25 protein-coding genes and 1 tRNA gene are annotated in these 25,012 nt (G+C 65.1%); 1 reads left to right on the top strand and 25 read right to left on the bottom strand.

The window, feature by feature from the left end; all coding sequences use genetic code 11:
• Positions 1-147: 147 nt before the first annotated feature.
• The 5 genes from AC3WOH_RS11290 to AC3WOH_RS11270 all read right to left on the bottom strand — a co-directional run bounded on the left by AC3WOH_RS11290 (position 148) and on the right by AC3WOH_RS11270 (position 4,866).
• The gene (locus tag AC3WOH_RS11290; RefSeq protein WP_492229423.1) at positions 148-1,146 is read right to left on the bottom strand and encodes a branched-chain amino acid ABC transporter permease; all 999 of its coding nucleotides are present in this window, start codon (positions 1,144-1,146) and stop codon (positions 148-150) included.
• 15 nt (positions 1,147-1,161) lie between these two features.
• Positions 1,162-2,046: a branched-chain amino acid ABC transporter permease gene (locus AC3WOH_RS11285; RefSeq protein ID WP_409964318.1), complete on the bottom strand. Its 885-nt coding sequence runs from the start codon at positions 2,044-2,046 to the stop codon at positions 1,162-1,164.
• Between the two features lie 66 nt (positions 2,047-2,112).
• Positions 2,113-3,309, bottom strand: a complete 1,197-nt coding sequence (locus AC3WOH_RS11280) for an ABC transporter substrate-binding protein (RefSeq protein WP_184858340.1) — start codon at positions 3,307-3,309, stop codon at positions 2,113-2,115.
• A gap of 73 nt (positions 3,310-3,382) precedes the next feature.
• The gene (locus tag AC3WOH_RS11275; RefSeq protein WP_184858338.1) at positions 3,383-4,096 is read right to left on the bottom strand and encodes an ABC transporter ATP-binding protein; all 714 of its coding nucleotides are present in this window, start codon (positions 4,094-4,096) and stop codon (positions 3,383-3,385) included.
• Positions 4,096-4,866 (bottom strand): ABC transporter ATP-binding protein, encoded by a 771-nt coding sequence (locus AC3WOH_RS11270; RefSeq protein WP_492229422.1) that lies wholly within the window; start codon positions 4,864-4,866, stop codon positions 4,096-4,098. The genes AC3WOH_RS11275 and AC3WOH_RS11270 overlap by 1 nt, the downstream gene beginning before the upstream one ends.
• A 396-nt stretch (positions 4,867-5,262) precedes the next feature.
• Here AC3WOH_RS11270 and AC3WOH_RS11265 point away from each other — a divergent pair, with 396 nt between their 5' ends.
• Entirely contained in the window at positions 5,263-7,077 is a 1,815-nt protein-coding gene (locus tag AC3WOH_RS11265) for an ABC transporter transmembrane domain-containing protein (RefSeq protein ID WP_492229421.1), read from the top strand.
• Between the two features lie 37 nt (positions 7,078-7,114).
• Here AC3WOH_RS11265 and AC3WOH_RS11260 read toward each other — a convergent pair whose 3' ends face one another.
• From AC3WOH_RS11260 to AC3WOH_RS11165, 20 genes are all read right to left on the bottom strand, one after another.
• A complete protein-coding gene (locus tag AC3WOH_RS11260) occupies positions 7,115-7,585 on the bottom strand; it encodes a DUF1178 family protein (RefSeq protein WP_492229420.1) in 471 nt (156 codons plus the stop codon).
• A gap of 44 nt (positions 7,586-7,629) precedes the next feature.
• On the bottom strand, positions 7,630-7,935 hold the full coding sequence (locus AC3WOH_RS11255) for a DUF2818 family protein (RefSeq protein WP_184858329.1): 306 nt from the start codon (positions 7,933-7,935) through the stop codon (positions 7,630-7,632).
• Between the two features lie 28 nt (positions 7,936-7,963).
• Positions 7,964-9,457 carry an NADH-quinone oxidoreductase subunit NuoN gene (nuoN, locus tag AC3WOH_RS11250; RefSeq protein ID WP_184858327.1) on the bottom strand — a complete coding sequence of 498 codons (1,494 nt, stop codon included), beginning with the start codon at positions 9,455-9,457 and terminating at the stop codon, positions 7,964-7,966.
• 24 nt (positions 9,458-9,481) lie between these two features.
• Positions 9,482-10,957, bottom strand: coding sequence for an NADH-quinone oxidoreductase subunit M (locus tag AC3WOH_RS11245; RefSeq protein ID WP_492229419.1), 1,476 nt, complete (start codon positions 10,955-10,957; stop codon positions 9,482-9,484).
• A gap of 13 nt (positions 10,958-10,970) precedes the next feature.
• Positions 10,971-13,019 (bottom strand): NADH-quinone oxidoreductase subunit L, encoded by a 2,049-nt coding sequence (gene nuoL / locus AC3WOH_RS11240; RefSeq protein WP_184858323.1) that lies wholly within the window; start codon positions 13,017-13,019, stop codon positions 10,971-10,973.
• Between the two features lie 31 nt (positions 13,020-13,050).
• Positions 13,051-13,359: an NADH-quinone oxidoreductase subunit NuoK gene (nuoK, locus tag AC3WOH_RS11235; protein ID WP_005793248.1), complete on the bottom strand. Its 309-nt coding sequence runs from the start codon at positions 13,357-13,359 to the stop codon at positions 13,051-13,053.
• Entirely contained in the window at positions 13,356-14,024 is a 669-nt protein-coding gene (locus AC3WOH_RS11230) for an NADH-quinone oxidoreductase subunit J (RefSeq protein ID WP_184858321.1), read from the bottom strand. The genes nuoK and AC3WOH_RS11230 overlap by 4 nt, the downstream gene beginning before the upstream one ends.
• A gap of 57 nt (positions 14,025-14,081) precedes the next feature.
• Positions 14,082-14,594 (bottom strand): NADH-quinone oxidoreductase subunit NuoI, encoded by a 513-nt coding sequence (gene nuoI, locus AC3WOH_RS11225; protein WP_492229418.1) that lies wholly within the window; start codon positions 14,592-14,594, stop codon positions 14,082-14,084.
• Positions 14,595-14,606: 12 nt separating this feature from the next.
• Positions 14,607-15,689 (bottom strand): NADH-quinone oxidoreductase subunit NuoH, encoded by a 1,083-nt coding sequence (gene nuoH / locus AC3WOH_RS11220; RefSeq protein WP_492229417.1) that lies wholly within the window; start codon positions 15,687-15,689, stop codon positions 14,607-14,609.
• The gene (gene nuoG, locus AC3WOH_RS11215; protein ID WP_492229416.1) at positions 15,686-17,827 is read right to left on the bottom strand and encodes an NADH-quinone oxidoreductase subunit NuoG; all 2,142 of its coding nucleotides are present in this window, start codon (positions 17,825-17,827) and stop codon (positions 15,686-15,688) included. Before nuoG ends, nuoH begins: the two co-directional genes overlap by 4 nt.
• A gap of 19 nt (positions 17,828-17,846) precedes the next feature.
• Complete coding sequence (gene nuoF / locus AC3WOH_RS11210; protein ID WP_492229415.1) at positions 17,847-19,196, bottom strand: NADH-quinone oxidoreductase subunit NuoF; 1,350 nt, start codon at positions 19,194-19,196, stop codon at positions 17,847-17,849.
• Entirely contained in the window at positions 19,193-19,702 is a 510-nt protein-coding gene (gene nuoE / locus AC3WOH_RS11205; RefSeq protein ID WP_184858310.1) for an NADH-quinone oxidoreductase subunit NuoE, read from the bottom strand. The genes nuoF and nuoE overlap by 4 nt, the downstream gene beginning before the upstream one ends.
• Complete coding sequence (locus tag AC3WOH_RS11200) at positions 19,699-20,952, bottom strand: NADH-quinone oxidoreductase subunit D (RefSeq protein ID WP_184858307.1); 1,254 nt, start codon at positions 20,950-20,952, stop codon at positions 19,699-19,701. Before AC3WOH_RS11200 ends, nuoE begins: the two co-directional genes overlap by 4 nt.
• Before the next feature lie 27 nt (positions 20,953-20,979).
• A complete protein-coding gene (locus tag AC3WOH_RS11195; protein ID WP_492229414.1) occupies positions 20,980-21,588 on the bottom strand; it encodes an NADH-quinone oxidoreductase subunit C in 609 nt (202 codons plus the stop codon).
• Positions 21,589-21,597: 9 nt separating this feature from the next.
• Entirely contained in the window at positions 21,598-22,077 is a 480-nt protein-coding gene (locus AC3WOH_RS11190) for a NuoB/complex I 20 kDa subunit family protein (protein WP_007849129.1), read from the bottom strand.
• A gap of 27 nt (positions 22,078-22,104) precedes the next feature.
• Entirely contained in the window at positions 22,105-22,464 is a 360-nt protein-coding gene (locus AC3WOH_RS11185; RefSeq protein WP_007849128.1) for an NADH-quinone oxidoreductase subunit A, read from the bottom strand.
• A 73-nt stretch (positions 22,465-22,537) separates the two neighbouring features.
• A tRNA-Leu gene (locus AC3WOH_RS11180) sits at positions 22,538-22,622 on the bottom strand.
• A gap of 115 nt (positions 22,623-22,737) precedes the next feature.
• Positions 22,738-23,112 carry a preprotein translocase subunit SecG gene (gene secG / locus AC3WOH_RS11175; RefSeq protein WP_492229413.1) on the bottom strand — a complete coding sequence of 125 codons (375 nt, stop codon included), beginning with the start codon at positions 23,110-23,112 and terminating at the stop codon, positions 22,738-22,740.
• Positions 23,113-23,140: 28 nt separating this feature from the next.
• Positions 23,141-23,902, bottom strand: a complete 762-nt coding sequence (gene tpiA, locus AC3WOH_RS11170; RefSeq protein WP_492229412.1) for a triose-phosphate isomerase — start codon at positions 23,900-23,902, stop codon at positions 23,141-23,143.
• Between the two features lie 7 nt (positions 23,903-23,909).
• Complete coding sequence (locus AC3WOH_RS11165) at positions 23,910-24,896, bottom strand: NAD(P)H-quinone oxidoreductase (RefSeq protein WP_492229411.1); 987 nt, start codon at positions 24,894-24,896, stop codon at positions 23,910-23,912.
• Positions 24,897-25,012: the final 116 nt, after the last annotated feature.

Genomic DNA, 25,012 nt, shown 5'->3' with positions numbered 1-25,012 from the left:
CCCTCGCCCCCGGGCGAGGGGGACACGGGCAGCGGGGTCGCCTTTCTTTTGGGTACTTTTCTTTGGCGAAGCAAAGACAAAGTACCTCGGCCGCCGGGCCGAGACCCGGCCTCCGACCTCAGGCAAGGCACGAGGCCAAAAAACGACTCAATGCCGCGAACCAGCCGTCCGCCGAGCCGCCAGCCAGGCAATGATCTCCCCCATGATCCCCCGCCGGAACGCCAGCACGCAAATCACAAAGATCAACCCCGTGACCATGGTGACCGACTCACCCAGCGTCTTGAACCATTCCACGCTGGTGAGAGCAGCCAGCAGGTTCCCGAACTCGCCGATCTTGTTCTCCAGCATCACCACCACGGCCGAGCCGATCAGTGGACCCGACAGCGTTCCCAGCCCGCCCACGAGGGTCATCAGGATCACCTGGCCCGATGCGGTCCAATGCACATCGGACAGCGTGGCAAAACCCAGCACCAGGGTCTTGAGCGAACCCGCCAGCCCGGCCAGGGCGGCGGACAGGACGAAGGCCAGCAGCTTGAAGCGGTGCGTGTCGTAGCCCAGCGAGATGGCACGCGGCTCGTTCTCCTTGATGCCCTTGAGCACCTGCCCGAACGGCGAATGGATGGTGCGCACGATCAGCAAAAAGGCTGCGACCACGATGACCAGGGCCACGTAGTACATGACCAGGTCGTTCTTGAGGTCGATGGCACCGAACAGCTTGCCGCGCGGCACGCCCTGCAGGCCGTCTTCGCCGCCGGTGAACGGGGCTTGCAGGCAGGCGAAGAACAGCATCTGGGCCAGGGCCAGCGTGATCATGGAGAAATAGATGCCCTGGCGGCGGATGGCCAGCCAGCCGAACAGCAGGCCCAGCAGCGCGCCACCGGCCGTGCCCAGCAGCAGGCCCACTTCGGGCGTGAGGCCCCAGACCTTGATGGCATGGCCGGCCACATAGGCCGCGCCGCCCAGGAAGGCCGCGTGCCCGAAGGACAGCAGGCCCGTGAAGCCCAGCAGCAGGTTGAAGGCCGCGGCGAACAGTGCGAAGCACATGAGCTTCATCACGAAGACGGGATAGGCCCCGAGGAAGGGCGCGACCAGCAGGCCGAGCAGCAGCAGGCCGTAGCCAAAGGGGGCGATGTTCTTGAGATTCATGCGTGCGGCCCCTGCTTACTTTTCCTTGCCGAACAGGCCGGCGGGGCGGATGAGGAGAACGATGACCATGATGACGAACACCACGGTGGACGATGCTTCGGGATAGAACACCTTGGTGAAGCCTTCGATGACGCCCAGGCCCAGCCCGGTGAGGATGGAGCCCATGATGGAGCCCATGCCCCCGATCACCACCACGGCAAACACCACGATGATGAGGTTCTGCCCCATGAGCGGCGTGACCTGGTAGACCGGTGCGGCGAGCACACCAGCGAAAGCGGCCAAGGCTGCGCCAAAGGCATAGGTGAGCGTCACCATCACCGGCACGTTGATGCCGAAGGCCTCGACCAGGCGCGGGTTCTCGGTGCCGGCGCGCAGGTAGGCACCGAGCTTGGTCTTCTCGATCACGTACCAGGTGGCCAGGCAGACCACCACCGAGGCCACCACCACCCAGGCACGGTAGTTGGGCAGGATCATGAAGCCCAGGTTGGTCGCGCCTTCGAGCAGCTCGGGCGTGTCGTAGCCCAGGCCCGACACGCCGTAGATGGAGCGAAACACCCCTTCGATCAGCAGCGTGAGGCCCAGCGTGAGCAGCAGCCCGTACAGGTGGTCGAGCTTGTAGATCCAGCGCAGCAGCAGGCGCTCGATCACCACCCCGAACACCCCCACCACCAGCGGTGCCAGCACCAGCATCCACCAGTAGTTGAGCCCCAGGTAGTTCATGGCCATCCAGGTGATCAGTGCCCCCGTCATGAACAGCGCTCCATGCGCAAAGTTGATGACGTTGAGCAGGCCGAAGATCACGGCCAGCCCCAGGCTGAGGATTGCATAGAAGGATCCGTTGACCAGCCCCAGGAGGAGCTGGCTCAACAGGCCTGGCAATGAGACACCAAAGATTTCCATGGGCGAAGCAGCGGCAGGAGGTGCGAGGGGGTTCGTGGTTCGGTCAGGTCCGTGGACGCGTACTTACTACTTCCAGAGCGGGCACTTGCTCTCGGCCTTGGTGGTGAACACCGTGTCGCCGGGCAGCTTCTTCACGAGCTTGTAGTAATCCCAGGGCTTGGTGGACTCCGAAGGCTTCTTCACTTCCATGAGGTACATGTCGTGCACGTAGCGGCCGTCGGCACGCAGCTGGCCCGAGCCGAAGAAGTCGTTCATCTTCATGCCGCGCCAGGTGGCCATGACCTTGTCGGCATCGATGCTCTTGGCGGCTTCCACGGCCTTGAGGTAGTTCATGGTGGCCGAGTAGTCGGCGGCCTGGATTTCGGTGGGCATGCGCTTGGCCTTCTCGAAGAAGCGGGCCGAGAACTTGCGCGTCTCGTCATTCAGGTCCCAGTACCAGCTGGTGGTGAACTGCAGGCCTTCGGTGTTGCGCAGGCCCAGGCTGTGCACGTCGCTGATGAAGATCAGCAGGCCAGCGAGCTTCATGCTCTTGCCGATGCCGAACTCCTTGGCCGCCTTGATGGAGTTGATGGTGTCGCCACCGGCATTGGCCAGGCCCAGGATCTGGGCCTTGGAGTTCTGCGCCTGCAGCAGGAAGGACGAGAAGTCCGAGGCATTGAGCGGGTGGCGCACGGCGCCCACCACGTTGCCGCCCTTGGCCTTGACCACGGTGGTGGTGTCGGCTTCGAGCGCATGGCCGAAGGCATAGTCGGCGGTCAGGAAGTACCAGCTCTTGCCGCCCGTGTCGACGATGGCCGAGCCCGTGCCCTTGGCCAGTGCCACGGTGTCATAGGCATAGTGCACGGTGTAGGGCGAGCACTGCTCGTTGGTCAGCGCCGAGCTGGCGGCGCCATTGTTGATGTACACGCGCTTCTTCTCGGAGGCCACCTTGGCCGTAGCCAGGGCCGTGCCCGAGTTGGTGCCACCGAAGATCATGGTCAGGCCCTGGGTGTCGATCCACTCGCGCGCCTTGGAGGCGGCGATGTCGGCCTTGTTCTGGTGGTCGGCGCTCAGCAGCTCGATGGGCATGCCCAGCACCTTGCCGCCGAAGTCGTCGATGGCCATCTGGATGGCCAGCGCACCGTTCTTGCCCTCCACGTCGGCGTACAGGCTGGACATGTCGGTGATGAAACCGATCTTGACCTTGTCCTGCGCGTGTGCGGCCGAGGTCGCAAGACCTGCGGCGCCGAGCATCAGGGCCAGCACTTTGAGTTGGTTCTTCATGGTTTGTCTCCTGTAGGTGTGGTGGTGGTGAAGAATCGGGGGTGGGGTCTTCGCAAGGGGGCTGGAGGTCGGGTCAGACGCCCAGCAGCTCGGTGAGCACCGGCATCTTGGCGTCGAGCTCGGCGGCGCCGAACTGCTCGACGATGCGGCCATGCTCCATGACGTAGAAACGGTCGGCCAGCGGTGCGGCAAAGCGGAAGTTCTGCTCCACCATGACCACCGTGTAGCCCTTCTGGCGCAGCGTGGTGATCATGCGCGCCAGGGCCTGCACGATCACGGGCGCCAGGCCTTCGGAGATCTCGTCGAGCAGCAGCAGCTTGGCGCCGGTGCGCAGGATGCGGGCCACGGCCAGCATCTGCTGCTCGCCGCCGGACAGGCGCGTTCCCTGGCTGTTCTTGCGTTCGGCCAGGTTGGGGAACATGGCGTAGATCTCCTGCACCGACATGCCGGGCGTGCCGGTCTTGAGCGCGGGGGGCAAGAGCAGGTTCTCTTCGCACGAGAGGCTGGAGAAGATGCCGCGCTCTTCCGGGCAGTAGCCCACACCCAGGTGGGCAATGCGGTGCGTGGGCATGGCCACGGTTTCCACGCCATTGATCCTGACCGAGCCCTTGCGTGCGCCCGTGAGGCCCATGATGGCGCGCATGGTCGTGGTGCGGCCTGCGCCGTTGCGTCCCAGCAGGGTCACGACCTCGCCGGGCTGCACGACGATGTCTACACCATGCAGCACATGGGATTCGCCGTACCAGGCTTCGAGGCCCTTGATTTCGAGTGCGGGTGCGCCAGCCATCAATGCGCTCCTTGCAATTGACCGTCGGTGGTGCCCATGTAGGCTTCCATCACTTGCGGGTTGTTCGATACCTCGGCGTACGGGCCTTCGGCCAGCACGGCGCCGCGCTGCAGCACCGTGATGCGGTCGGCAATGGTGGAGACCACCTTCATGTTGTGCTCCACCATGAGGATGGTGCGGCCGGCCGAGACCTTCTTGATGAGCTGGGTGACGCGGTCCACGTCCTCGTGGCCCATGCCCTGGGTGGGCTCGTCGAGCAGCATGAGTTCGGGCTCCATGGCCAGCGTGGTGGCGATCTCCAGCGCGCGCTTGCGGCCATAGGGCAGGTTCACGGTGACCTCGTCGGCCACATCGGCCAGGCCGACTTCGGTCAGAAGCTGCATGGCGCGGTCATCGAGCTGGTGCAGGCTGCGCTCGCTGCGCCAGAAGTGGAACGAGGTGCCGAGCTTGCGCTGCAGGCCCAGGCGCACGTTCTCCATCAGTGTGAGGTGCGGGAACACGGCCGAGATCTGGAACGAGCGGATGACACCGCGGCGCGCGATCTGCGCGGGCTGCTCGCGCGTGATGTCATGGCCATTGAACCGGATGACGCCCGATGTGGGCGTGAGGAACTTGGTCAGCAGGTTGAAACAGGTGGTCTTGCCCGCGCCATTCGGGCCGATCAGTGCATGGATGGAACCCCGGCGCACGGCCAGGTTCACATCGCTGACGGCGGTGAAGCCCTTGAACTCTTTGGTCAGGCTGGTGGTTTCGAGGATGACGTCGCTCATGCGCCTTGGCTTGCTCCGTTGTGTGCGGGGTGGAGAAAGAAGCCGGGTGGCGGCACAGTCTCCATGCGTGCTTATCTTTTTTGGTGCAACGCATCGTATGCGGGGGGAGCGGTCAGCAGATACTGGGACTAATGCCTATGTATAAACGCCTAGGTGACAGTGCGGGGCTGCACGCGGGGTGCCGAAGGCATGCTCGTATACCCGGATACTTCCTCGGAAAGCAGGCGCCGCCAGCCCGTGCGGCGCCGCCCAAGTGGTCCGCCCCGGAAAGGTCCAAGGCTGACTTTTTACTGACTGGTAGACACGCCCTGCGCACCTGCAGAAACCTGTAACGGCCTGCAAGAAGCCACCCGGTACGCGCCCACACGCGGGCCGTCGCCACCCTACACTGGGTGCATGGCGTCCACCCCCTCCTCCCCTGCCCGCGGCGCTCCGCGCTCCCTGACCGGCCTGCTGCCCTTTCTGCGCCCCTACAGCGGGCGCATTGCGCTGTCCCTGGTGTTTCTGGTGCTTGCGGCATTGGCCACGCTGGCCTTTCCCATCGCGCTGCGCACGCTGGTCGATGGCGGCCTGGTCAGCACCGACAAAGGCGCGCAGGCGATGGCGCTGCGCGACCATTTCGAGGCCCTGTTCGCCGTGGCCATTGCGCTGGGCGTGTTCTCGGCCGCGCGCTTTTACATGGTGAGCTGGCTGGGCGAGCGCGTGACGGCCGACCTGCGCAACGCCGTGTACAGCCATGTGCTGCAGCAAAGCCCGCAGTTCTTCGAGACCACGCAGACCGGCGAGGTGCTCTCGCGGCTGACGGCCGACACGACCCTGGTGCAGACCGTCGTGGGCTCATCGCTGTCGATGGGGCTGCGCAATGCCGTCATGGGCATCGGTGCGCTGGCCATGCTGGTGTGGACCAACCCCTATGTGATGTCCTGGGTGTTGCTGGCCATCGTGCTCGTGGTCGTGCCCACGATGTGGATCGGGCGGCGCGTGCGGCGCCTCTCGCGCGACAGCCAGGACCGCGTGGCCGATTCGAGCGCCATTGCGGCCGAGGTGCTCAACGCCATTCCCGTGGTGCAGAGCTACACCGCCGAGCCGCGCGAAGCGCAGCGCTTCGCGCTGGCCACCGAGAACGCTTTCCAGGTGGCCGTGCGCCGAACTCTGTCGCGCGCGGTGCTGGTGGCCTTCATCATCATCGCCAACGCCGCCCTGCTGCTCTGGGGCCTGTACCAGGGCACGCAGGCCGTGCTCGCCGGCCAGATGACGGCCGGCCACCTGGGGCAGACCGTGGTCTATGTGATCCTGCTCGCGGGGGCTGTGGCCGTGCTGGGCGAGGTCTATGGCGACCTGCTGCGTGCAGCGGGTGCCACCGAGCGATTGATGGAGCTGCTGGGCAGCCGCTCGCCCGTGGCCGAGCCCGCCAGCCCGGTGGCCCTGCCCTCCACGGGCCGGGGCCTGGCGGTGCAGTTCGATCAGGTGAACTTCCGCTACCCTTCGCGGCCCGACCAGCCGGCGCTGCAGGATTTCGACCTGCAACTGGCCGCGGGCGAAACCGTGGCCCTGGTGGGCGCGAGCGGCGCGGGCAAGACCACGGTGTTCCAGTTGTTGCAGCGCTTCTACGATGTGGCGCAACCCTCCACCGGTGGGCAGGAAGGTGCCATCCGCCTGAATGGCACGGACATCCGCACCCTGGCGCTGGCCGAGCTGCGCTCGCACATCGGCGTGGTGCCGCAGGATGCGGTGATCTTCTCCTCCTCGGCCATGGAGAACATCCGCTATGGCCGTCCCGGCGCCACGGACGAAGAGGTGGTGGCCGCCGCACGCTCGGCCTTTGCGCACGACTTCCTCGTGGCCTTGCCCGAGGGCTATGGCACCTTCCTGGGCGAGCGCGGGGTGCGGCTGTCGGGCGGCCAGCGCCAGCGCATCGCCATCGCGCGCGCCATGCTCAAGAACCCGCCCTTGCTGCTGCTCGACGAGGCCACCAGCGCGCTGGATGCCGAAAGCGAACGCATGGTGCAGGCCGCCCTGGACACGGCCATGCAGCGCCACACGGGCCAGCGGACCACGCTCGTGATCGCGCACCGCCTGGCCACGGTGCAGAACGCCGACCGCATCGTGGTGCTGGAGCATGGCCGCATCGTGGAACAGGGCACGCATGCCGCACTCATCGCGGCCAATGGCACCTATGCGCGCCTGGCGGCGCTGCAGTTCACGGCGTGATTGCGGCACGGGGCGCGCGCATGCGCCCCGCTGCCGCTCAGTGCAGGGTTTCCTTGGCAGCCACCGGCAGTGGCAGCGGCAGCACCGCAATGCCTTCGTCCAGCAGTTGCGCGGCCTCGTCGGGCGTGGCCTGGCCACGGATGGCGCGCTCTTCGGTCTCGCCGTGGTGCATGCGGCGGGCTTCGTCGGCAAAGCGCGCGCCCACGTCCTCGGTGTTGGCGGCGATCTTGCGCGCCAGTTCCATCCAGGCGGCCTGCAGGGCCGGGGGCAGGGCCACGGAGTCCTGGCCCGGGGAAGTCGCAGCCGCCGTCGGCTTGCCTGCGGGAACTGCTGGCGGCTTGGCGCCCAGGTTCAGGCGCGGGGCGCTCAGGCGCTTGGAAATGCTGGAATCGCCACAGAACGGGCACTGCACCAGCCCGCGTTGGTGCTGGCTTTGGAAATCGTCTTCCGAGGCGAACCAGCCTTCGAAGACATGGCCCGCGTGGCAGTGCAGGTCGAGCACTTTCATGGTCGAAAGGTCCGCAGTGGAAGAAAGGAGCAAAGCGTACCCGCTCAGCCGTGGCGGCGCAGCAGGTAGCGGTAGACGAAGCCGGGGAAGGCCAGGGTCAGGAACAGCGTGCCGGTGATGGCATAGAACTCCCAGCCCTGGGGAGCGATCTGCCCGGCCCTGCGCTCCAGCAGCAGGGCCAGCCCACCCACGAGGAAATAGGCCAGAACCAGTTCGGCCAGACGAAATGCCAGCCCCTTCTTCGGCTGGGCCACCGGCCCCACCACCAGCCAGCGCTGGTTGGCGAAAGGCAGGTTGGCGGCGATGAAGGCCGCCACGATCACCAGCCAGATGGAGCCGGTCAGGGACATGGAAGCCGTCCTGCAGTTGCTGCGGCGGTCAGGTCGCCAGGGCGCGCACCACGGCTTCGGCGCACAGGGCCATCAGGCCGCCGGGCAGCAGGCCGAGCACCAGCACCAGGGCGCCGTTGATGGTGAGCACCACGCGCACGTCCACCGGGGCCGAGACGCTGGTGGCCGTGAGCGGTGCGTCGAAGTACATGACCTTCACGACGCGCAGGTAGTAGAAGGCGCCGATCAGCGACATGATGACCGCGAACACCGCCAGGGCGATGTAGGCCGCCTGGCCCGAGGCCACCAGGGCCTGCAGCACCGACAGCTTGGCGTAGAAGCCGACCATGGGCGGGATGCCGGCCATGGAGAACAGGCACACGGCCATCACGGCGGCGTACAGCGGGCTGCGCTGGTTCAGGCCGGCGAAATCGGCGATCTCTTCGCTCTCGAAGCCTTCGCGGGCCAGCAGCAGGATCACGCCGAACGCGGCCAGGGTGGTCAGCACATAGCTCACCACGTAGAACATGGAAGCGCTGTAGGCATTCTCGACGGCCGCGGCCTCGACGTTGCCATTGACCACGCCGGACATCAGGCCCAGCAGCACGAAGCCCATCTGCGAGATGGTCGAGTAGGCCAGCATGCGCTTGAGGTTGGTCTGGGCGATGGCGGCGAGGTTACCCACCAGCAGCGAGCCGATGGCCAGCACACCGAGCATCTGCTGCCAGTCGATGGCCAGGGGCAGCAGGCCGTCCACCAGCAGGCGGATGGTGATGGCGAAGGCCGCCAGCTTGGGCGCGCCGCCGATCATCAGCGTGATGGCCGTGGGAGCGCCCTGGTAGACGTCGGGGATCCACATGTGGAAAGGCACGACACCGAGCTTGAACGCCAGGCCGGCGACCACGAACACCAGGCCGAACACCAGCACCTGGTGGCGGATCTGGCCGGAATTGACGGCCTTGAACACCTGGCCGATATCGAGCGAGCCCGTGGCGCCGTAGACCATGGACAGGCCGTACAGCAGGAAGCCGCTGGCCATGGCGCCGAGCACGAAGTACTTCATCGCCGCTTCGGTGGCGGTGGCATTGTCGCGGCGCAGGGCCACCAGGGCGTAGCTCGACAGGGTCAGCAGTTCCAGGCCCAGGTAGAGCATGAGGAAGTTGTTGCCCGAGATCATGATGAACATGCCCAGGAGCGCGAACATCGACAGCGTGAAGATCTCGCCGCCGCGCATCATGTCGCGGTCGGCCGCGTAGGGGCGGCCATAGACCAGGGTGACCATCACGGCCACGGTGGCGAAGCACTTGAGCCAGTTGCCCATGGCATCGCTGACCACCATGTTGCCGAAGCCGTAGAAGGTGCTGCCGGTGCTGGCGTACATGGCCTGCAGGGCGGCCACCAGGGCCAGGGTGAGCATGGTCAGCACGTAGGTGGCCGTGCGGCGGGGGCTCTTGACGCCCAGGTCCACGAGCGCGATCACGCAGCCCATGACCAGGAGCACGATTTCGGGGTAAATCGCTAGCCAGCTGATGTTGTCAATCATCTCGAATCTCTCTGTTCAGTCTGGTCAGTTCAGCTTGGACAGCGCCACATGCTTGAGCAGTTCCGCGACCGAGGTGTCCATCACGTCCGTGAAGGGGCGTGGGTACAGGCCCATGGCCAGCACGGCGATCGCCAGCAGCGACATCACGAGGAACTCGCGGCTGTTGATGTCGGTGAGCTCCTTGACGTGGTCGTTGGCCACCGGGCCCAGGTACACGCGCTTGAACATCCACAGGGTGTAGGCGGCGCCGAAGATCAGGGCCGTGGCCGAGGCCAGGCCGATCCAGAAGTTGGCCTTGGTCGCGCCCAGGATCACCATCCATTCGCCCACGAAGCCAGCGGTGCCCGGCAGGCCGCAGTTGGCCATGGCGAACAGCAGCGCAAAGGCCGTGAAGTTGGGCATGGTGTTGACCACGCCGCCGTAGGCTGCGATCTCGCGGGAATGCACGCGGTCGTACAGCACGCCGATGGACAGGAACATCGCGCCCGAAACAAAACCGTGGGCAATCATCTGCACCAGGCCGCCGGAGACGCCCAGGTCGTTGAAGATGAAGAAGCCCAGGGTCACGAAGCCCATGTGTGCCACGGACGAGTAGGCCACCAGCTTCTTCATGTCCTTCTGGACCATGGCCACCAGGCCCACGTAGATCACGGCGATCAGCGACAGCGCGATCATCAGCCAGGCCCACTCGCGTGCAGCATCGGGGGCGATGGGCATGGAGAAACGCAGGAAGCCGTAGGCACCGAGCTTCAGCATGATGGCTGCCAGCACGGCGGAGCCGCCGGTGGGCGCTTCCACGTGCACGTCGGGCAGCCAGGTGTGCACCGGCCACATCGGCACCTTCACCGCGAAGGCCGCGAAGAAGGCGAAGAACAGCATCGTCTGGGCCGTGGCGCTCAGAGGCAGCTTGTGCCAGGTGCCGATGTCGAAGCTGCCGCCGGACTGGTTGTACAGGAAGATCAGCGCGATCAGCATCAAGAGCGAGCCGAGCAGCGTGTACAGGAAGAACTTGAACGCTGCGTAGATCTTGTTGGGGCCGCCCCAGATACCGATGATCAGGTACATCGGGATCAGCGTGGCTTCGAAGAACACGTAGAACAGGATGCCGTCGAGCGCGCTGAACACGCCGATCATCAGGCCCGACAGGATCAGGAACGCGCCCATGTACTGGTTCACGCGCTCGGTGATGGCCTCCCACGAGGCGATCACCACGATCACGGTGATGAAGGCCGTGAGCGGCACGAACCAGAAGGAGATGCCGTCCACGCCCAGGTGGTAGTGCACGTTGAAGCGTTCGATCCACTCGAACTTCTCGACGAACTGCATGGCCGCGGTACCGAGCTTGAAGCCCTGGTAGAGCGGGATCGTGACGATGAAGCCGATGACCGACCCCAGCAGCGCCAGCCAGCGCACGGCCGGGGCATGCTCGTCGCGGCCGAGCGCGAGCAGCACCGCGCCGAAGGCGATCGGCACCCAGATGGCAAGACTCAACAGACCCATTTTGTTGTTTTCCTTATTTCTTGATGAGCTGCATGAAGACATCGCCCCAGACGAACCAGGTCATCAGAGCAAACACACCGAGGATCATCACCAGGGCATAGTGGAAGATGAAGCCGGTCTGCACCCAGCGCACCACGCCAGCGACGCCGCGCACGAGCTTCCAGGAGCCGTTGACCAGCGCGCCATCGATGATGGCCTGATCGCCGCCCTTCCACAGGCCGGTACCCAGGGCACGCGCACCGCGCGCCAGGATGTTCTCGTTGATCCAGTCGAGGTAGTACTTGTTCTCGAACAGGGTGTAGATGGGCATGCACATGCGCTTGATGGCCGCCGGCAGGGCCGGGTTCACCATGTACATGTAGTACGACAGGGCCACGCCGGCAGCGGCCAGCCAGAACGGCGCAGTCTGCAGGCCGTGCAGGGCCATGCCCACGGGGCCGTGGAAGATCTCGGCCAGCTTGGCCATGGCGGGGTGCTTGGCCGCGTCAACAAAGATCACGTCCTTGAAGAAGTCGCCGAACAGCATGGGCTGGATGAACAGGAAGCCCACCACCACCGAAGGGATCGCCAGCAGCACCAGCGGCACCGTCACCACCCAGGGAGACTCGTGCGGATCGTGGCTGTGGTGGTCGTCATGGCCGTGGCCATGGTGGTCGTCGTGGTGTGCGTCGGGGTTCTGGTCGAAACGCTCCTTGCCGTGGAAGACCAGGAAGTACATGCGGAACGAGTAGAACGCCGTGACGAACACGCCGGCGAGCACGGCGAAGTGCGCGAAGTGCGCCGCCGGCAGGTGGCTGAAGTGCACGGCCTCGATGATGCTGTCCTTGGAGTAGAAGCCCGAGAACAGGGGCGTGCCGATCAGTGCCAGCGAACCCAGCAGCGAGGTGATCCAGGTGATGGGCATGTACTTGCGCACGCCGCCCATCCAGCGGATGTCCTGGTTGTGGTGCATGCCCATGATGACCGAGCCGGCACCGAGGAACAGCAGGGCCTTGAAGAAGGCGTGGGTCATCAGGTGGAACACGGCGACCGAGTAGGCCGACGCGCCCAGCGCCACGGTCATGTAGCCGAGCTGCGACAGCGTGGAGTAGGCCACCACGCGCTTGATGTCGTTCTGGATGATGCCCAGGAAACCCATGAACAGCGCCGTGATGGAGCCGACGATCAGGATGAGGTTGAGGGCCGTGTCCGACAACTCGAACAGCGGCGACATGCGCGACACCATGAAGATGCCGGCGGTCACCATGGTGGCCGCGTGGATCAGCGCCGAGATGGGGGTCGGGCCTTCCATCGAGTCGGGCAGCCAGACGTGCAGCGGGAACTGGGCGGACTTGCCCATGGCGCCGATGAACAGGCAGATGCAGATCACGGTGATCAGCATCCAGTCGGTGCCGGGGAACGGCAGACCGCCGAGCTCGCCCGACTTGGCGAAGATCTCGCTGTAGTTCAGGGTGCCGGTGTAGGCGGCGATCAGGCCGATGCCCAGGATGAAGCCGAAGTCACCCACGCGGTTGACCAGGAAGGCCTTCATGTTGGCGAAGATCGCCGTGGGCTTGTTGAACCAGAAGCCGATCAGCAGGTAGGACACCAGGCCCACGGCTTCCCAGCCGAAGAACAGCTGCAGCAGGTTGTTGCTCATGACCAGCATGAGCATGGAGAACGTGAACAGCGAGATGTAGGCGAAGAAGCGGTTGTAGCCCTCGTCCTCTTCCATGTAGCCGATGGTGTAGATGTGCACCATCAGCGACACGAAGGTCACCACCACCATCATCATGGCGGTGAGGCTGTCGATCAGGAAGCCCACTTCCATCTTCAGGCCGCCCACCACCATCCAGGTGTAGAGCGTCTCGTTGAAGCGCGCGCCATCGACCGCCACGCTCTTGAGCGTCATGGCCGACAGGATGAACGCCACCAGCACGCCCAGGATGGTCAAGGTGTGGCTCAGCCGGCGGCCGATCCAGTTGCCGCCGAAGGTCGTGCCGAAGATGCCGGCCAGCAGTGCGCCCGCCAGCGGTGCCAGCGGCACGGCCAGGAGCGTTGAAGCAGAGAGGGTTTGACTCATTCTTGAGAACCTTGGGAATTCGGGTGGCTCATCAGCCCTTGAGGGTGTTGAGGTCTTCCGCGTTGATGCTGGACTTGTTGCGGAACAGCAGCACCAGAATGGCCAGGCCGATGGCCGACTCGGCCGCGGCCACCGTCAGGATGAAGAACACGAACACCTGTCCGTGCATGTCACCCAGGTAGTGCGAGAACGCCACGAAGTTCATGTTCACGGCCAGCAGCATCAGCTCGATGGCCATGAGCAGCACGATCAGGTTCTTGCGGTTCAGGAAGATGCCGATCACCGCGAGCGCGAACAGCATCGCGCCCAGCGAAAGAAAATGTCCCAGGGTCAACGTCATGGCTTCTTCTCCTCGGCGGCGGGCTCGGCCGGTACTTCGGCGGCCGGCTTTTGCGTGGCGGCGACCTTGACCACTTCCAGGCGGTCGGCGGCACGCACGCGGATCTGCTCGGACGGGCTGATGGCCTTGCTGTCCTTGCGCTGGCGCAGGGTCAGGGCGATGGCGGCGATCATGGCCACCAGCAGGATCACGGCAGCGATTTCAACAGGGTACAGGTACTGGGTGTACAGGAGCTTGCCCAGCTCCTTGGTGTTGGAGTACTGCACGACCTTGCCGGCCGCGTCGACCACGACCGCTGCGGCCTTGGGCTCTTCCATGCCGCGGAAACCGCCCATCAGCACGGCAGCCATTTCCAGCGCGATCAGCGCGCCCACGAAGGCCGCGAGCGGGAAATGCTTCCAGAAGCCCTTGCGCACGGAGTCGATGTGGATGTCCAGCATCATCACCACGAACAGGAACAGCACCATCACCGCGCCCAGGTACACCAGCACCAGGGCAATGGCCAGGAACTCGGCCTTGAGCAGCAGCCACACGGCTGCGGCCTGCGAGAAAGCCAGGATGAGGTAGAGCACCGCATGCACGGGGTTGCGCGCGGTGATCACCCGGAAGGCTGCAAACAGCAGCACGACCGAGAAGAGGTAGAAGAAACCAGTCTTGGCGTCCATGAATCAGGTCTTTATAGAAAGTCTGGCGACGGGATGGATGGGATCGCGACCGCTCACTCAGCGGTACTTGGCGTCCGCAGCCTTGGCTGCGGCAATCTCACCCTCGTACTTGTCACCGACGGCCAGAAGCATGTCCTTGGTGAAGTACAGGTCGCCACGCTTTTCGCCGTGGTATTCGAAGATGTGCGTCTCGACGATGGAGTCGACCGGACAGCTCTCTTCGCAGAAACCGCAGAAGATGCACTTGGTCAGGTCGATGTCGTAGCGCGTGGTGCGGCGCGAGCCGTCGGTGCGCACATCGGATTCGATGGTGATGGCCATGGCGGGGCACACGGCCTCGCACAGCTTGCAGGCAATGCAGCGCTCTTCGCCGTTGTCGTAACGGCGCAGCGCGTGCAGGCCGCGGAAACGCGGCGACAAAGGTGTCTTCTCTTCAGGGAACTGCACGGTCACCTTGCGGCGGAACGCGTAGCGGCCCGTCAGGGCCATGCCCTTGAAGAGCTCCACGAGCAGAAAGCTCTTGAAGAAATCCTTGAACGAAAAAGGTGCGGCAGCAACAGCAGCAGTCATGTGTGTCCCCGCTTACTTCCAGATATTCCATGGCGAGAGCAACCACCCGCCGACGATGAGCAGCCACACCAGGGTGACCGGAATGAAGATCTTCCAACCCAGGCGCATGATCTGGTCATAGCGGAAGCGGGGGAAGGTGGCGCGGATCCAGATGAACATGGAGACCACGATGAAGGTCTTGATACCGAGCCAGATCCAGCCCGGGATCCAGTTGAACAGCACGCTGTCGATGGGCGACAGCCAGCCGCCCAGGAACATCAGCGCCGCCAGGATGGACACCAGCCACATGCTGGCGTATTCGGCCAGGAAGAACACGGCAAAGCCCATGCCCGAGTACTCGACCATGTGGCCGGCCACGATTTCGGCTTCGCCTTCGACCACGTCGAAGGGGTGGCGGTTGGTCTCGGCCACGCCGGAGATCAGGTACACCAGGAAGATCGGCAGCAGCGGCAGCCAGTTCCAGGACAGGAAGACCAGGCCCTTGTCGGCAGCCATGCCCTTGCCCTGCGACATCACGATCTCGGTCAGGTTCATGCTGCCCGAGACCATGATCACCACCAGGAAGCAGAAGCCCATGGCGATTTCATAGCTCACCATCTGCGCCGAGGCGCGCAGTGCGCCCAGGAAGGCGTACTTGGAGTTCGATGCCCAGCCGGCGATGATCACGCCATAGACTTCGATGGAGGTAATCGCCATCACCAGCAGCAGGCCGGCGTTGACGTTGGCCAGGGCCACATCGGGACCGAAGGGAATCGCCACCCAGGCGGCCAGCGCCGGCATGATGGCCATCAGCGGGCCCAGCACGAACAGGCCCTTGCTCGCGGCCGCGGGCTGGATGATTTCCTTGGTCATCAGCTTCAGGCCGTCGGCCAGAGGCTGCAGCAGGCCCATGGGGCCCACGCGGTTGGGGCCGTGGCGCACCTGCATGAAACCGAGGAGCTTGCGCTCCCACAGCGTGAGGTAGGCCACCGCGCCCATCAGGGGCGCAACGATCACGACGATCTTGAGCAGGATCCAGAGCACAGGCCAGGCCGCAGCCGTCCACCAGCCGAACGGCAGGAGGTTGAGCCCCCCGTTGTACAGCGCGTCAATCATGCGGGCACTCCTTCAGCGGCTGTGGCGGTGTTGCGGGCGTCGGCGGTCAGTTGCAGCGAGGTGGCGCGGCGCACCAGGCCATCGAGCTGGTAGATCGCGGCCACGGCGGGCTCGCCCACGCTGGCGCCGGCCTGGGGCACCTGGCCCGCGGCATTGGACAGCTGGTCCGCAGCCAGCATGGTCAGCTGGCCGGCAGGGGCGTTGGTGGCACGGGCCAGCACGTCCTGCGAGGTCTCGAAGTCGAAGCCCGGCACGCCCAGCACGTTGGCCAGCACGCGCAGCACCTTCCAGGCGGGGCGCGCGTCGCCCAGCGGGCGCACCACGGCGTGGAAGCTCTGCAGGCGGCCTTCGGCGTTGACGAAGCTGCCCGAGGTTTCGGTGAACGGGGCGATGGGCAGCAGCACGTCGCTGATGTCCATGTTGGCCTTGAACGGGCTCATGGTCACGACCATCTGGGCCTGGCCGATGGCGGCAGCAGCCTGGGCGCCGTTGGCGGCGTCGAAGGCCGGCTCGGTGTTGAGCAGCAGCACGGCCTTGAGACCGCCAGCCAGCATCTGGCCTGCGTTCAGGCCGTTGCCCACAGGGCGTGCACCTGCGAACTGGGCACCCACGGTGTTGGCGGCTTCGGTCAGGTAGCCCACGGTGGCGCCAGTCTGCTCGCCGATCCAGTTGGCCAGGGCCAGCAGTTGCGTAGCCTGGCCATGGTGCGCGGCGGCATTGCCCAGCAGCACGGCCTTGCGCTCACCGCCCAGCAGCGAGCGGGCGATGGCCAGTGCGGCTTCGGTGGCTTCACCGGCGCCTGCGGGGGCAGCCACACCCTTTTCCTGGGCCACGGCGACAGCGATGCTGCCCAGGGCCTGCAGCCATTGGCCGGCGCCCTGCAGCAGCGAGTGCTTCACGGGCAGGGCCCAGTCGGCCAGGGCCGAGTCGACCACGCTGACCTGGCAGCCATGGCGCGCGGCCTGGCGGATGCGCTGAGCGAACAGCGGGTGGTCCTTGCGCAGGTTGGAGCCCACGACCAGCACGCGCTGCAGCGTGGACAGCGAGGCGATGGACGTGCCCAGCCAGCGGGCGCCTTCATAGGTGGCGAATTCGGCGTTGCGCAGGCGGTAGTCGATGCTGTCGCTGCCCAGGCCGCGCACCAGCGCGGAGGCCAGGTACAGCTCTTCGAGCGTGCTGTGCGGGCTCACCAGGGCGCCGATGCTGTTGGCGCCATGGTCGTTCTTGATGTTCTTGAGGCCGTTGGCCACGTACTCGAGCGCGGTCTGCCAGTCGACGGTCTTCCAGACGCCGCCCTGCTTGAGCATGGGCTGGGTCAGGCGCTCGTCGCTGTTGAGCGATTCGTACGAGAAGCGATCGCGGTCGGCGATCCAGCACTCGTTGACGGCTTCGTTCTCGAACGGAACGACGCGCATGACCTTGTGGTTCTTGACCTGGACGATCAGGTTGGCACCGGTGGAGTCGTGCGGGCTGACCGAGCGGCGGCGCGACAGTTCCCAGGTGCGGGCGCTGTAGCGGAACGGCTTGCTCGTGAGCGCGCCCACGGGGCAGATGTCGATCATGTTGCCCGACAGCTCGGAGTCCACGGTATCGCCCACCACGGTGGTGATCTCGGAGTGCTCGCCGCGGTGGATCATCCCGAGCTCCATCACGCCGGCCACTTCCTGGCCGAAGCGCACGCAGCGGGTGCAGTGGATGCAGCGGCTCATCTCTTCCATGGAGATCAGCGGGCCTACGTCCTTGTGGAAGACCACGCGCTTTTCTTCCTCGTAGCGCGAGGAGGAACCGCCGTAGCCCACGGCCAGATCCTGCAGCTGGCACTCACCGCCCTGGTCGCAGATGGGGCAATCCAGCGGGTGGTTGATGAGCAGGAATTCCATGACCGACTGCTGGGCCTTGATGGCCTTGTCGCTCTTGGTGCGCACGATCATGCCCTGCGTCACGGGCGTGGCGCAGGCGGGCATGGGCTTGGGGGCTTTTTCCACGTCCACCAGGCACATGCGGCAGTTGGCGGCGATGGAAAGCTTCTTGTGGTAGCAGAAGTGGGGGATGTAGGTGCCGGCCTTCTCGGCTGCATGCATCACCATGCAGCCTTCGGCGACTTCTACCTTCTGCCCGTCGAGTTCGATTTCAACCATATGCGTGCGTTTCTCGCGATCAGGCGGCAGCCTGAGGGGTCTCTTTGCGGATCAGCGCTTCGAATTCCGGACGGAAGTGCTTGATCATGGCGCGCACCGGCATGGCCGCTGCGTCACCCAGCGCACAGATGGTGCGGCCCTGGATGTTGTCTGCCACCGAATTGAGCAGGTTCAGGTCGCCATCGCGCCCCTGGCCGTGCTGGATCCGGTCGATCACGCGCCACATCCAGCCCGTGCCTTCACGGCACGGCGTGCACTGGCCGCAGGACTCGTGCGAGTAGAAATAAGACAGGCGCAGCAGGCTCTCGACCATGCTGCGGGAATCGTCCATCACGATCACGGCACCCGAGCCCAGCATGGAGCCGGCCTTGGCGATGGAGTCGTAGTCCAGCGTGCATTCCATGATGATGGAAGCCGGCAGCACCGGGGAGGACGAGCCGCCCGGGATCACGGCCTTGAGCTGGCGGCCCTTGCGCACGCCACCGGCCAGTTCGAGCAGCTTGGCGAACGGCGTGCCCATGGGCACTTCGTAGTTGCCGGGCTTTTCCACGTCGCCCGAGACCGAGAAGATCTTGGTGCCGCCGTTGTTGGGCTTGCCGCACTCCAGGTAGGCCTGGCCACCGTTGCGGATGATCCACGGCACGGCCGCGAAGGTCTCGGTGTTGTTGATCGTGGTGGGCTTGCCGTACAGGCCGAAGCTGGCCGGGAACGGCGGCTTGAAGCGCGGCTGGCCCTTCTTGCCTTCGAGCGATTCGAGCAGCGCGGTCTCTTCGCCGCAGATGTAGGCGCCGAAGCCGTGCGCAGCGTGCAGCTGGAAGCTGAAGTTGCTGCCCAGGATCTTGTCGCCCAGGTAGCCGGCGGCACGCGCCTCTTCGAGCGCTTCTTCGAAGCGGTCGTAGGTCTGGAAGATTTCGCCGTGGATGTAGTTGTAGCCCACGGAGATGCCCATCGCGTAGGCCGCGATGATCATGCCTTCGATGACGATGTGCGGGTTGAACTGCAGGATGTCGCGGTCCTTGCAGGTACCTGGCTCGCCCTCGTCAGAGTTGCACACCAGGTACTTCTGGCCGGGGAACGAGCGGGGCATGAAGCTCCACTTGAGGCCGGTGGGGAAGCCCGCACCGCCGCGGCCACGCAGGCCCGATTCCTTGACGGTGGCGATCACCTGGTCCTGGGTCAGGCCTTCGCCTTCGCCCGTGGCCAGGATCTTGCGCAGCGCCTGGTAGCCGCCGCGCGCTTCGTAGTCCTTGATGCTCCAGTTGGTGCCGTCCAGACCCGCATAGATCTGCGGCTCGATGTGGCGGTCGTGGAAGCAGGTCTGGACGCCGGTGGCCTGGAACTGCGAGAGGATCTGTGCGGCGGTGGTCATGCTTGTCCTTCCGCAGCGCGCAGGCCGTCCACCAACTGGTCGAGCTTGTCGTTGTCCATGAAGCTGCACATGGTGCGGTCGTTGACCAGCATCACAGGTGCATCGGCGCAGGCGCCCAGGCACTCGCACTGCTGCAGCGTGAACAGGCCATCGGCCGTGGTCTCGCCCATGGCCACGCCGAGCTTCTTCTCGAGGTGGTGCAGCGCCTTCTGGCCGTCGCGCAGCTGGCAAGGCAGGTTGGTGCAGACGTTGAGCTTGTACTTGCCCGTCGGCTGCTGGTTGTACATGTTGTAGAACGTGGTGACTTCGTGCACCGCGATCTGGGCCATGCCCAGGTAGTCGGCGATCACGGCCTCGCTCTCGGCGCTGACCCAGCCCTGCTCCTGCTGCACGATAGACAGGCAGGCCATCACGGCCGATTGCTTCTGCTCGGGCGGGTACTTGGCCACTTCGCGCGCAAAGCGCGCCAGCGTGGCCTCGGTGATCTTGGTATTGCTGCTGCTCATCGGTCGATCTCCCCGAACACGATATCCATGGTGCCGATGATGGCCACGGCGTCGGCGATCATGTGGCCGCGGGCCATCTCGTCCAGCGTGGCCAGGTGCGCGAAGCCCGGGGCACGGATCTTCAGGCGGTAGGGCTTGTTGGCGCCATCGCTCACCAGGTAGATGCCGAACTCGCCCTTGGGGTGCTCAACGGCGGCATAGGCCTCGCCTTCGGGCACGTGAAAACCTTCGGTGAAGAGCTTGAAATGGTGGATCAGCTCCTCCATGTTCGACTTCATGGATTCACGATCGGGCGCAGCCACCTTGTGGTTGTCGGTAATGACAGGACCGGGATTGGCGCGCAGCCAGTCCACGCACTGCTTGATGATGCGGTTGGACTCGCGCATCTCCTGCACACGCACGAGGTAGCGGTCATAGCAGTCGCCCGTCTTGCCCACCGGGATGTCGAAGTCCATGCGGTCGTAGACATCGTAGGGCTGGGTCTTGCGCAGGTCCCAGGCGATGCCGGAGCCGCGGATCATGGGCCCGGTCATGCCCAGGTTGAGCGCACGCTCGGGTGGCACCACGCCGATGCCCACGGTGCGCTGCTTCCAGATGCGGTTCTCGGTGAGCAGGGTCTCGTACTCGTCCACACAGCCCGGGAAGCGCTTGGTGAAGTCGTCGATGAAGTCCAGCAGCGAACCCTGGCGGTTCTGGTTCATGGCCTCCAGGGCCTTGGCGTTCTTGATCTTGCTGACCTTGTACTGCGGCATGCTGTCCGGCAGGTCGCGGTAGACGCCACCCGGACGGAAGTAGGCCGCATGCATGCGCGCGCCGGAGACGGCTTCGTACATGTCGAACAGGTCTTCGCGCTCGCGGAAGGTGTAGATCAGGATGGTGGAGCTGCCGCAGTCATTGCCGTGCGAACCAAGCCACATCAGGTGGTTGAGCAGGCGCGTGATCTCGGAGAACATCACGCGGATGTACTGCGCACGCACGGGCACTTCCAGGCCCAGCAGCTTTTCGATGGCCAGGCAGTAGGCGTGCTCGTTGGACATCATGGACACGTAGTCCAGGCGGTCCATGTAGGGCAGCGACTGGATGTAGGTCTTGTGCTCGGCCAGCTTTTCAGTGGCGCGGTGCAGCAGGCCGATGTGCGGGTCGGCGCGCTGGACGACTTCGCCGTCGAGCTCGAGCACCAGGCGCAGCACGCCGTGCGCTGCCGGGTGCTGCGGTCCGAAGTTCAGGGAGTAGTTCTTGATTTCAGCCATGGTGGTTCACGTGGGGCGCGCGGCGCCTCAGTGCAGGCCTCCGTACTTGTCTTCGCGGATGATGCGCGGCGTGATCTCGCGCGGCTCGATCGAGACGGGCTCGTAGACCACCCGGCGCTGCTCGGTGTCGTAGCGCATCTCGACATGGCCGGACAGCGGGAAGTCCTTGCGGAAGGGGTGGCCGATGAAGCCGTAGTCGGTCAGGATGCGGCGCAGGTCGTTGTGGCCGTCGAACACGATGCCGAACAGGTCGAAGGCCTCGCGTTCGTACCAGTTGGCGGAGTTCCAGAGGTCGGAGACCGAGGCCACGACCGGGAAATCGTCGTCGGCGCAGAACACCTTGACGCGCAGGCGCTGGTTCAGGCTGACCGACAGCAGGTGCGAGACCACGCAGTAGCGCGCGCCTTCGTTGACCTCGTCGGCATAGGCCGAGTAGTCCACGCCGCACAGGTCGACCAGCTGCTCGAACTGGCAGCCGGGCGCATCGCGCAGCTGCTGCATGGCAACCAGGTAGTCGGCAGCGGAGACGGTGACGGTGACCTCACCGAGGGCCACCTGGATCTTGCGGACCTTGTCGCCCAGCACGGCGGCAACGGTTTCCTGGATTTTTTCAGGGCGAATGGCAACAGATGTCATCGTCAACCCTCAGACGCGCGCAATGGTGTTGGTGCGGCGGATCTTCTGCTGCAGCTGGATGATGCCGTAGATCAGCGCTTCGGCCGTGGGCGGGCAGCCTGGCACGTAGACATCCACGGGCACGATGCGGTCGCAGCCGCGCACCACGGAGTAGCTGTAGTGGTAGTAGCCGCCACCGTTGGCGCACGAACCCATGGACAGCACCCAGCGGGGCTCGGACATCTGGTCGTACACCTTGCGCAGCGCGGGCGCCATCTTGTTGCACAGCGTGCCGGCCACGATCATCAGATCGGACTGGCGGGGGCTGGCGCGGAACACTTCGGCGCCGAAGCGGCCGATGTCGTAGCGGGCAGCCGCCGCGTGCATCATTTCGACAGCGCAGCAGGCCAGACCGAAGGTCATGGGCCAGAGCGAGCCGGTCTTGGCCCAATTCACCACGGAGTCATAGCTCGTGGTGATGAAGCCTTCCTTCATCACGCCTTCAATCATTGCATCAGTCCTTGTTGAAGCCCGCTGTCATTCCCAGTCGAGGGCGCCCTTTTTCCACTCGTAGGCAAAGCCCACGACGAGGATCGTCAGGAAGATCACCACGGCAACGAAACCAGCAGCACCCACCTCGTGCAGCGTGACCGCCCACGGGAAAAGGAACGCGATTTCGAGGTCGAACAGGATGAAGAGAATGGCGACGAGGTAGTAGCGCACGTCGAACTTCATGCGCGCATCCTCGAAGGCTTCAAAGCCACACTCGTAGGGAGAATTCTTGGCGTCGTCCGGGCGGTTGGGACCGAGGACATATCCGATGACCAGGGGCACGACGCCAACGGCGATGCCGACCAGGATGAACAAGAGGACGGGGAGGTACTGATCGAGGTTCATCTGGAGGATGTGCTCACCGCTGTGGCCTGGCCCGACTTGACCCTGGGCGGGTCAAGCGGGGAGGCCTTTGTTTTGGTGCCGTCGGCGAGACTCGAACTCGCACAGCTTTCGCCACTACCCCCTCAAGATAGCGTGTCTACCAATTTCACCACGACGGCTGGATGTATGTGCCTGGATGGCATGAGGAACCTTGCGGTTTTGGCTTTCCAGACAATCCAGGATTCTACTCCGTAAAAACCCTGCTTCGCGGAACAGGGCCCAAATTAGTGCAGATTATTTGGTCGGGATCTGCGCCGCACCGGAAGCCGGCACCACAGGCACAGGAATCACCGCAGGGGCTGCACCCGACGCCGCAGGCGCAGGCGAAGCCGCTGCAGGCGCTTCGAGCACGCTGCCAGAACTGGCGGGGCGTGCATTGCCGAAGTATGCCAGAGCCAGCGTGGCAGCGAAGAACACAGCCGCCAGAACCGCCGTGGTGCGCGACAGGAAGTTGGCACTACCGCTGGCACCGAACAGGCTGCCCGAGCTGCCACTGCCAAAGGCCGCCCCCATGTCGGCACCCTTGCCGTGCTGGATCAGGATCAAGCCGATCATTCCCAGCGCGGTCAGCATCTGCACCGCCAGAATCACATTCACGATCACATTCATTCTCTGTTCACTCCTGATTTGGATAACTTCAGGCGCGGCCCACCGAGGCCGCCCCCATGATCTGCAAGAAATCGGCCGCCTTGAGCGAGGCACCGCCCACCAGGCCACCATCGATGTCCGGCTGCGCCAGCAGTTCGGCCGCGTTCGCGGCATTCATGCTGCCGCCATAGAGCAGGTGGACACGCTCGGCATGCCCGCTGGCCAGGGCCAGCTGCGCGCGCAGCACGGCATGCACCGCCTGGGCCTGCGCGGGCGTGGCCGTGCGGCCCGTGCCGATGGCCCAGACCGGCTCATAGGCCACCACGATCTCGCTGATGCAGTGGCCATTGAGGTGGATCACCGCAGCCAGCTGGCGCTTGACGACCGCCTCGGTCTCGCCGGCATCGCGCTCGGCCAGGGTTTCACCCACGCAGACGATGGGCGTGACACCGAGCGCCAGCGCGCGCTGCGCCTTGATGGCCACAACGGCATCGGTCTCGCCATGGTACTGGCGGCGCTCGGAATGCCCCACCAGCACATAGCGCGCACCGAACTCCTTGAGCATGGCAGCCGACACCTCGCCGGTGTAGGCGCCCTGCTCATGGGCCGATACATCCTGGGCCGCCAGGGCAATGCCCGAGCCGGCGACCAGGGCCTGCACCTGCGCCAGGTAAGGCGCCGGCACGGCCACCGCCACGTCGCATGGCGATGCAAAGGCCGCCATGCCGTCGCGCAATGCCTTGAGCAAGGCCTCGTTGGCAGCCAGGCCGCCGTTCATCTTCCAGTTGCCTGCGATGAGCTTCTTTTTCATGTTCCGTTCACCACGTCAAAACAATCTTGCCAATGTGCTGGTTGGATTCCATCAGCGCATGCGCCTGGGCCGCATCGGCCGCCGCGAACGTGCCGTGGATGACCGGGCGCACGGCACCGGCCGCCAGCAAGGGCCACACCCGCTCGCGCAGCGCGCGGGCGATCGCACCCTTGAAGGCCACGGAGCGCGGACGCAGCGTGGAGCCGGTGATGGTGAGCCTGCGGCGCAGCACCAGGCCGGCATTGACCTCGCCCTTGACCCCACCCTGCACAGCGATGATGACGATGCGACCATCCTCGGCCAGGCACTCGACTTCGCGCGCGACATAGCTGCCCGCGACCATGTCCAGCACCACATCCACCCCTTTGCCGTCGGTGATGCGCTTGGCCTCGGCCACGAAGTCCTGGGACTTGTAGTTGATGGCGTGGTGCGCCCCCAGGTCCAGACAGGCCTGGCACTTTTCATCGCTGCCAGCGGTCGCGATCACAGTGGCACCAAAGGCACGCGCCAGCTGGATGGCCGTGACGCCGATGCCACTGGTGCCCCCCTGGATCAGCAGGGTTTCACCCGCCTGCAGGCGGCCGCGGTCAAAGACATTGCTCCACACCGTGAAGAAGGTCTCGGGCAGCGAGGCCGCCTCGATGTCGCTGAAGCCCGCCGGCACCGGCAGGCACTGCTCCACCGGCGCAACACACCACTGGGCATAGCCACCACCCGCCACCAGCGCACAGACACGGTCGCCAATGGCCAGGCCCGCCTGGGCCATGGCCGCTGCATCGCCCGCCTCCACCACACCCGCCACCTCCAGACCCGGAAGGTCGGAGGTGCCAGGCGGGGGTGCGTAGTGGCCCATGCGCTGCAGCACGTCGGGGCGGTTGATGCCGCTGGCACCCACACGTATCAGCAGCTCGCCAGCACCTGGAACAGGCACAGGGCGCTCGCCCAGGCGCAGCACGTCCGGCGCGCCGAACGCGGAAATTTCCACCGCTTGCATTGGAGAGGTTGTTGTCATCGGGGAACACCGCAGTTGCCGCAGCCCTGCACACCTGCAGTGGCAAAAAAGGACGGCGGATCAGCCATTGCACCGGCCGATCGCGCCATCCACTGGCA

It is taken from the genome of Acidovorax sp. FW305-C-20-28 (assembly GCF_058783375.1).
Note: the sequence above shows the minus strand (reverse complement) of the source record. Positions and strands in the feature narration are given on the sequence as shown.

Bases quoted from the DNA above. Each gene is read 5' to 3' on its own strand.
- AC3WOH_RS11290 (WP_492229423.1), bottom strand. From the start codon at position 1,146: ATGAATCTCAAGAACATCGCCCCCTTTGGCTACGGCCTGCTGCTGCTC.
- AC3WOH_RS11285 (WP_409964318.1), bottom strand. From the start codon at position 2,046: ATGGAAATCTTTGGTGTCTCATTGCCAGGCCTGTTGAGCCAGCTCCTC.
- AC3WOH_RS11280 (WP_184858340.1), bottom strand. From the start codon at position 3,309: ATGAAGAACCAACTCAAAGTGCTGGCCCTGATGCTCGGCGCCGCAGGT.
- AC3WOH_RS11275 (WP_184858338.1), bottom strand. From the start codon at position 4,096: ATGGCTGGCGCACCCGCACTCGAAATCAAGGGCCTCGAAGCCTGGTAC.
- AC3WOH_RS11270 (WP_492229422.1), bottom strand. From the start codon at position 4,866: ATGAGCGACGTCATCCTCGAAACCACCAGCCTGACCAAAGAGTTCAAG.
- AC3WOH_RS11265 (WP_492229421.1), top strand. From the start codon at position 5,263: ATGGCGTCCACCCCCTCCTCCCCTGCCCGCGGCGCTCCGCGCTCCCTG.
- AC3WOH_RS11260 (WP_492229420.1), bottom strand. From the start codon at position 7,585: ATGAAAGTGCTCGACCTGCACTGCCACGCGGGCCATGTCTTCGAAGGC.
- AC3WOH_RS11255 (WP_184858329.1), bottom strand. From the start codon at position 7,935: ATGTCCCTGACCGGCTCCATCTGGCTGGTGATCGTGGCGGCCTTCATC.
- nuoN (WP_184858327.1), bottom strand. From the start codon at position 9,457: ATGATTGACAACATCAGCTGGCTAGCGATTTACCCCGAAATCGTGCTC.
- AC3WOH_RS11245 (WP_492229419.1), bottom strand. From the start codon at position 10,957: ATGGGTCTGTTGAGTCTTGCCATCTGGGTGCCGATCGCCTTCGGCGCG.
- nuoL (WP_184858323.1), bottom strand. From the start codon at position 13,019: ATGAGTCAAACCCTCTCTGCTTCAACGCTCCTGGCCGTGCCGCTGGCA.
- nuoK (WP_005793248.1), bottom strand. From the start codon at position 13,359: ATGACGTTGACCCTGGGACATTTTCTTTCGCTGGGCGCGATGCTGTTC.
- AC3WOH_RS11230 (WP_184858321.1), bottom strand. From the start codon at position 14,024: ATGGACGCCAAGACTGGTTTCTTCTACCTCTTCTCGGTCGTGCTGCTG.
- nuoI (WP_492229418.1), bottom strand. From the start codon at position 14,594: ATGACTGCTGCTGTTGCTGCCGCACCTTTTTCGTTCAAGGATTTCTTC.
- nuoH (WP_492229417.1), bottom strand. From the start codon at position 15,689: ATGATTGACGCGCTGTACAACGGGGGGCTCAACCTCCTGCCGTTCGGC.
- nuoG (WP_492229416.1), bottom strand. From the start codon at position 17,827: ATGGTTGAAATCGAACTCGACGGGCAGAAGGTAGAAGTCGCCGAAGGC.
- nuoF (WP_492229415.1), bottom strand. From the start codon at position 19,196: ATGACCACCGCCGCACAGATCCTCTCGCAGTTCCAGGCCACCGGCGTC.
- nuoE (WP_184858310.1), bottom strand. From the start codon at position 19,702: ATGAGCAGCAGCAATACCAAGATCACCGAGGCCACGCTGGCGCGCTTT.
- AC3WOH_RS11200 (WP_184858307.1), bottom strand. From the start codon at position 20,952: ATGGCTGAAATCAAGAACTACTCCCTGAACTTCGGACCGCAGCACCCG.
- AC3WOH_RS11195 (WP_492229414.1), bottom strand. From the start codon at position 21,588: ATGACATCTGTTGCCATTCGCCCTGAAAAAATCCAGGAAACCGTTGCC.
- AC3WOH_RS11190 (WP_007849129.1), bottom strand. From the start codon at position 22,077: ATGATTGAAGGCGTGATGAAGGAAGGCTTCATCACCACGAGCTATGAC.
- AC3WOH_RS11185 (WP_007849128.1), bottom strand. From the start codon at position 22,464: ATGAACCTCGATCAGTACCTCCCCGTCCTCTTGTTCATCCTGGTCGGC.
- secG (WP_492229413.1), bottom strand. From the start codon at position 23,112: ATGAATGTGATCGTGAATGTGATTCTGGCGGTGCAGATGCTGACCGCG.
- tpiA (WP_492229412.1), bottom strand. From the start codon at position 23,902: ATGAAAAAGAAGCTCATCGCAGGCAACTGGAAGATGAACGGCGGCCTG.
- AC3WOH_RS11165 (WP_492229411.1), bottom strand. From the start codon at position 24,896: ATGCAAGCGGTGGAAATTTCCGCGTTCGGCGCGCCGGACGTGCTGCGC.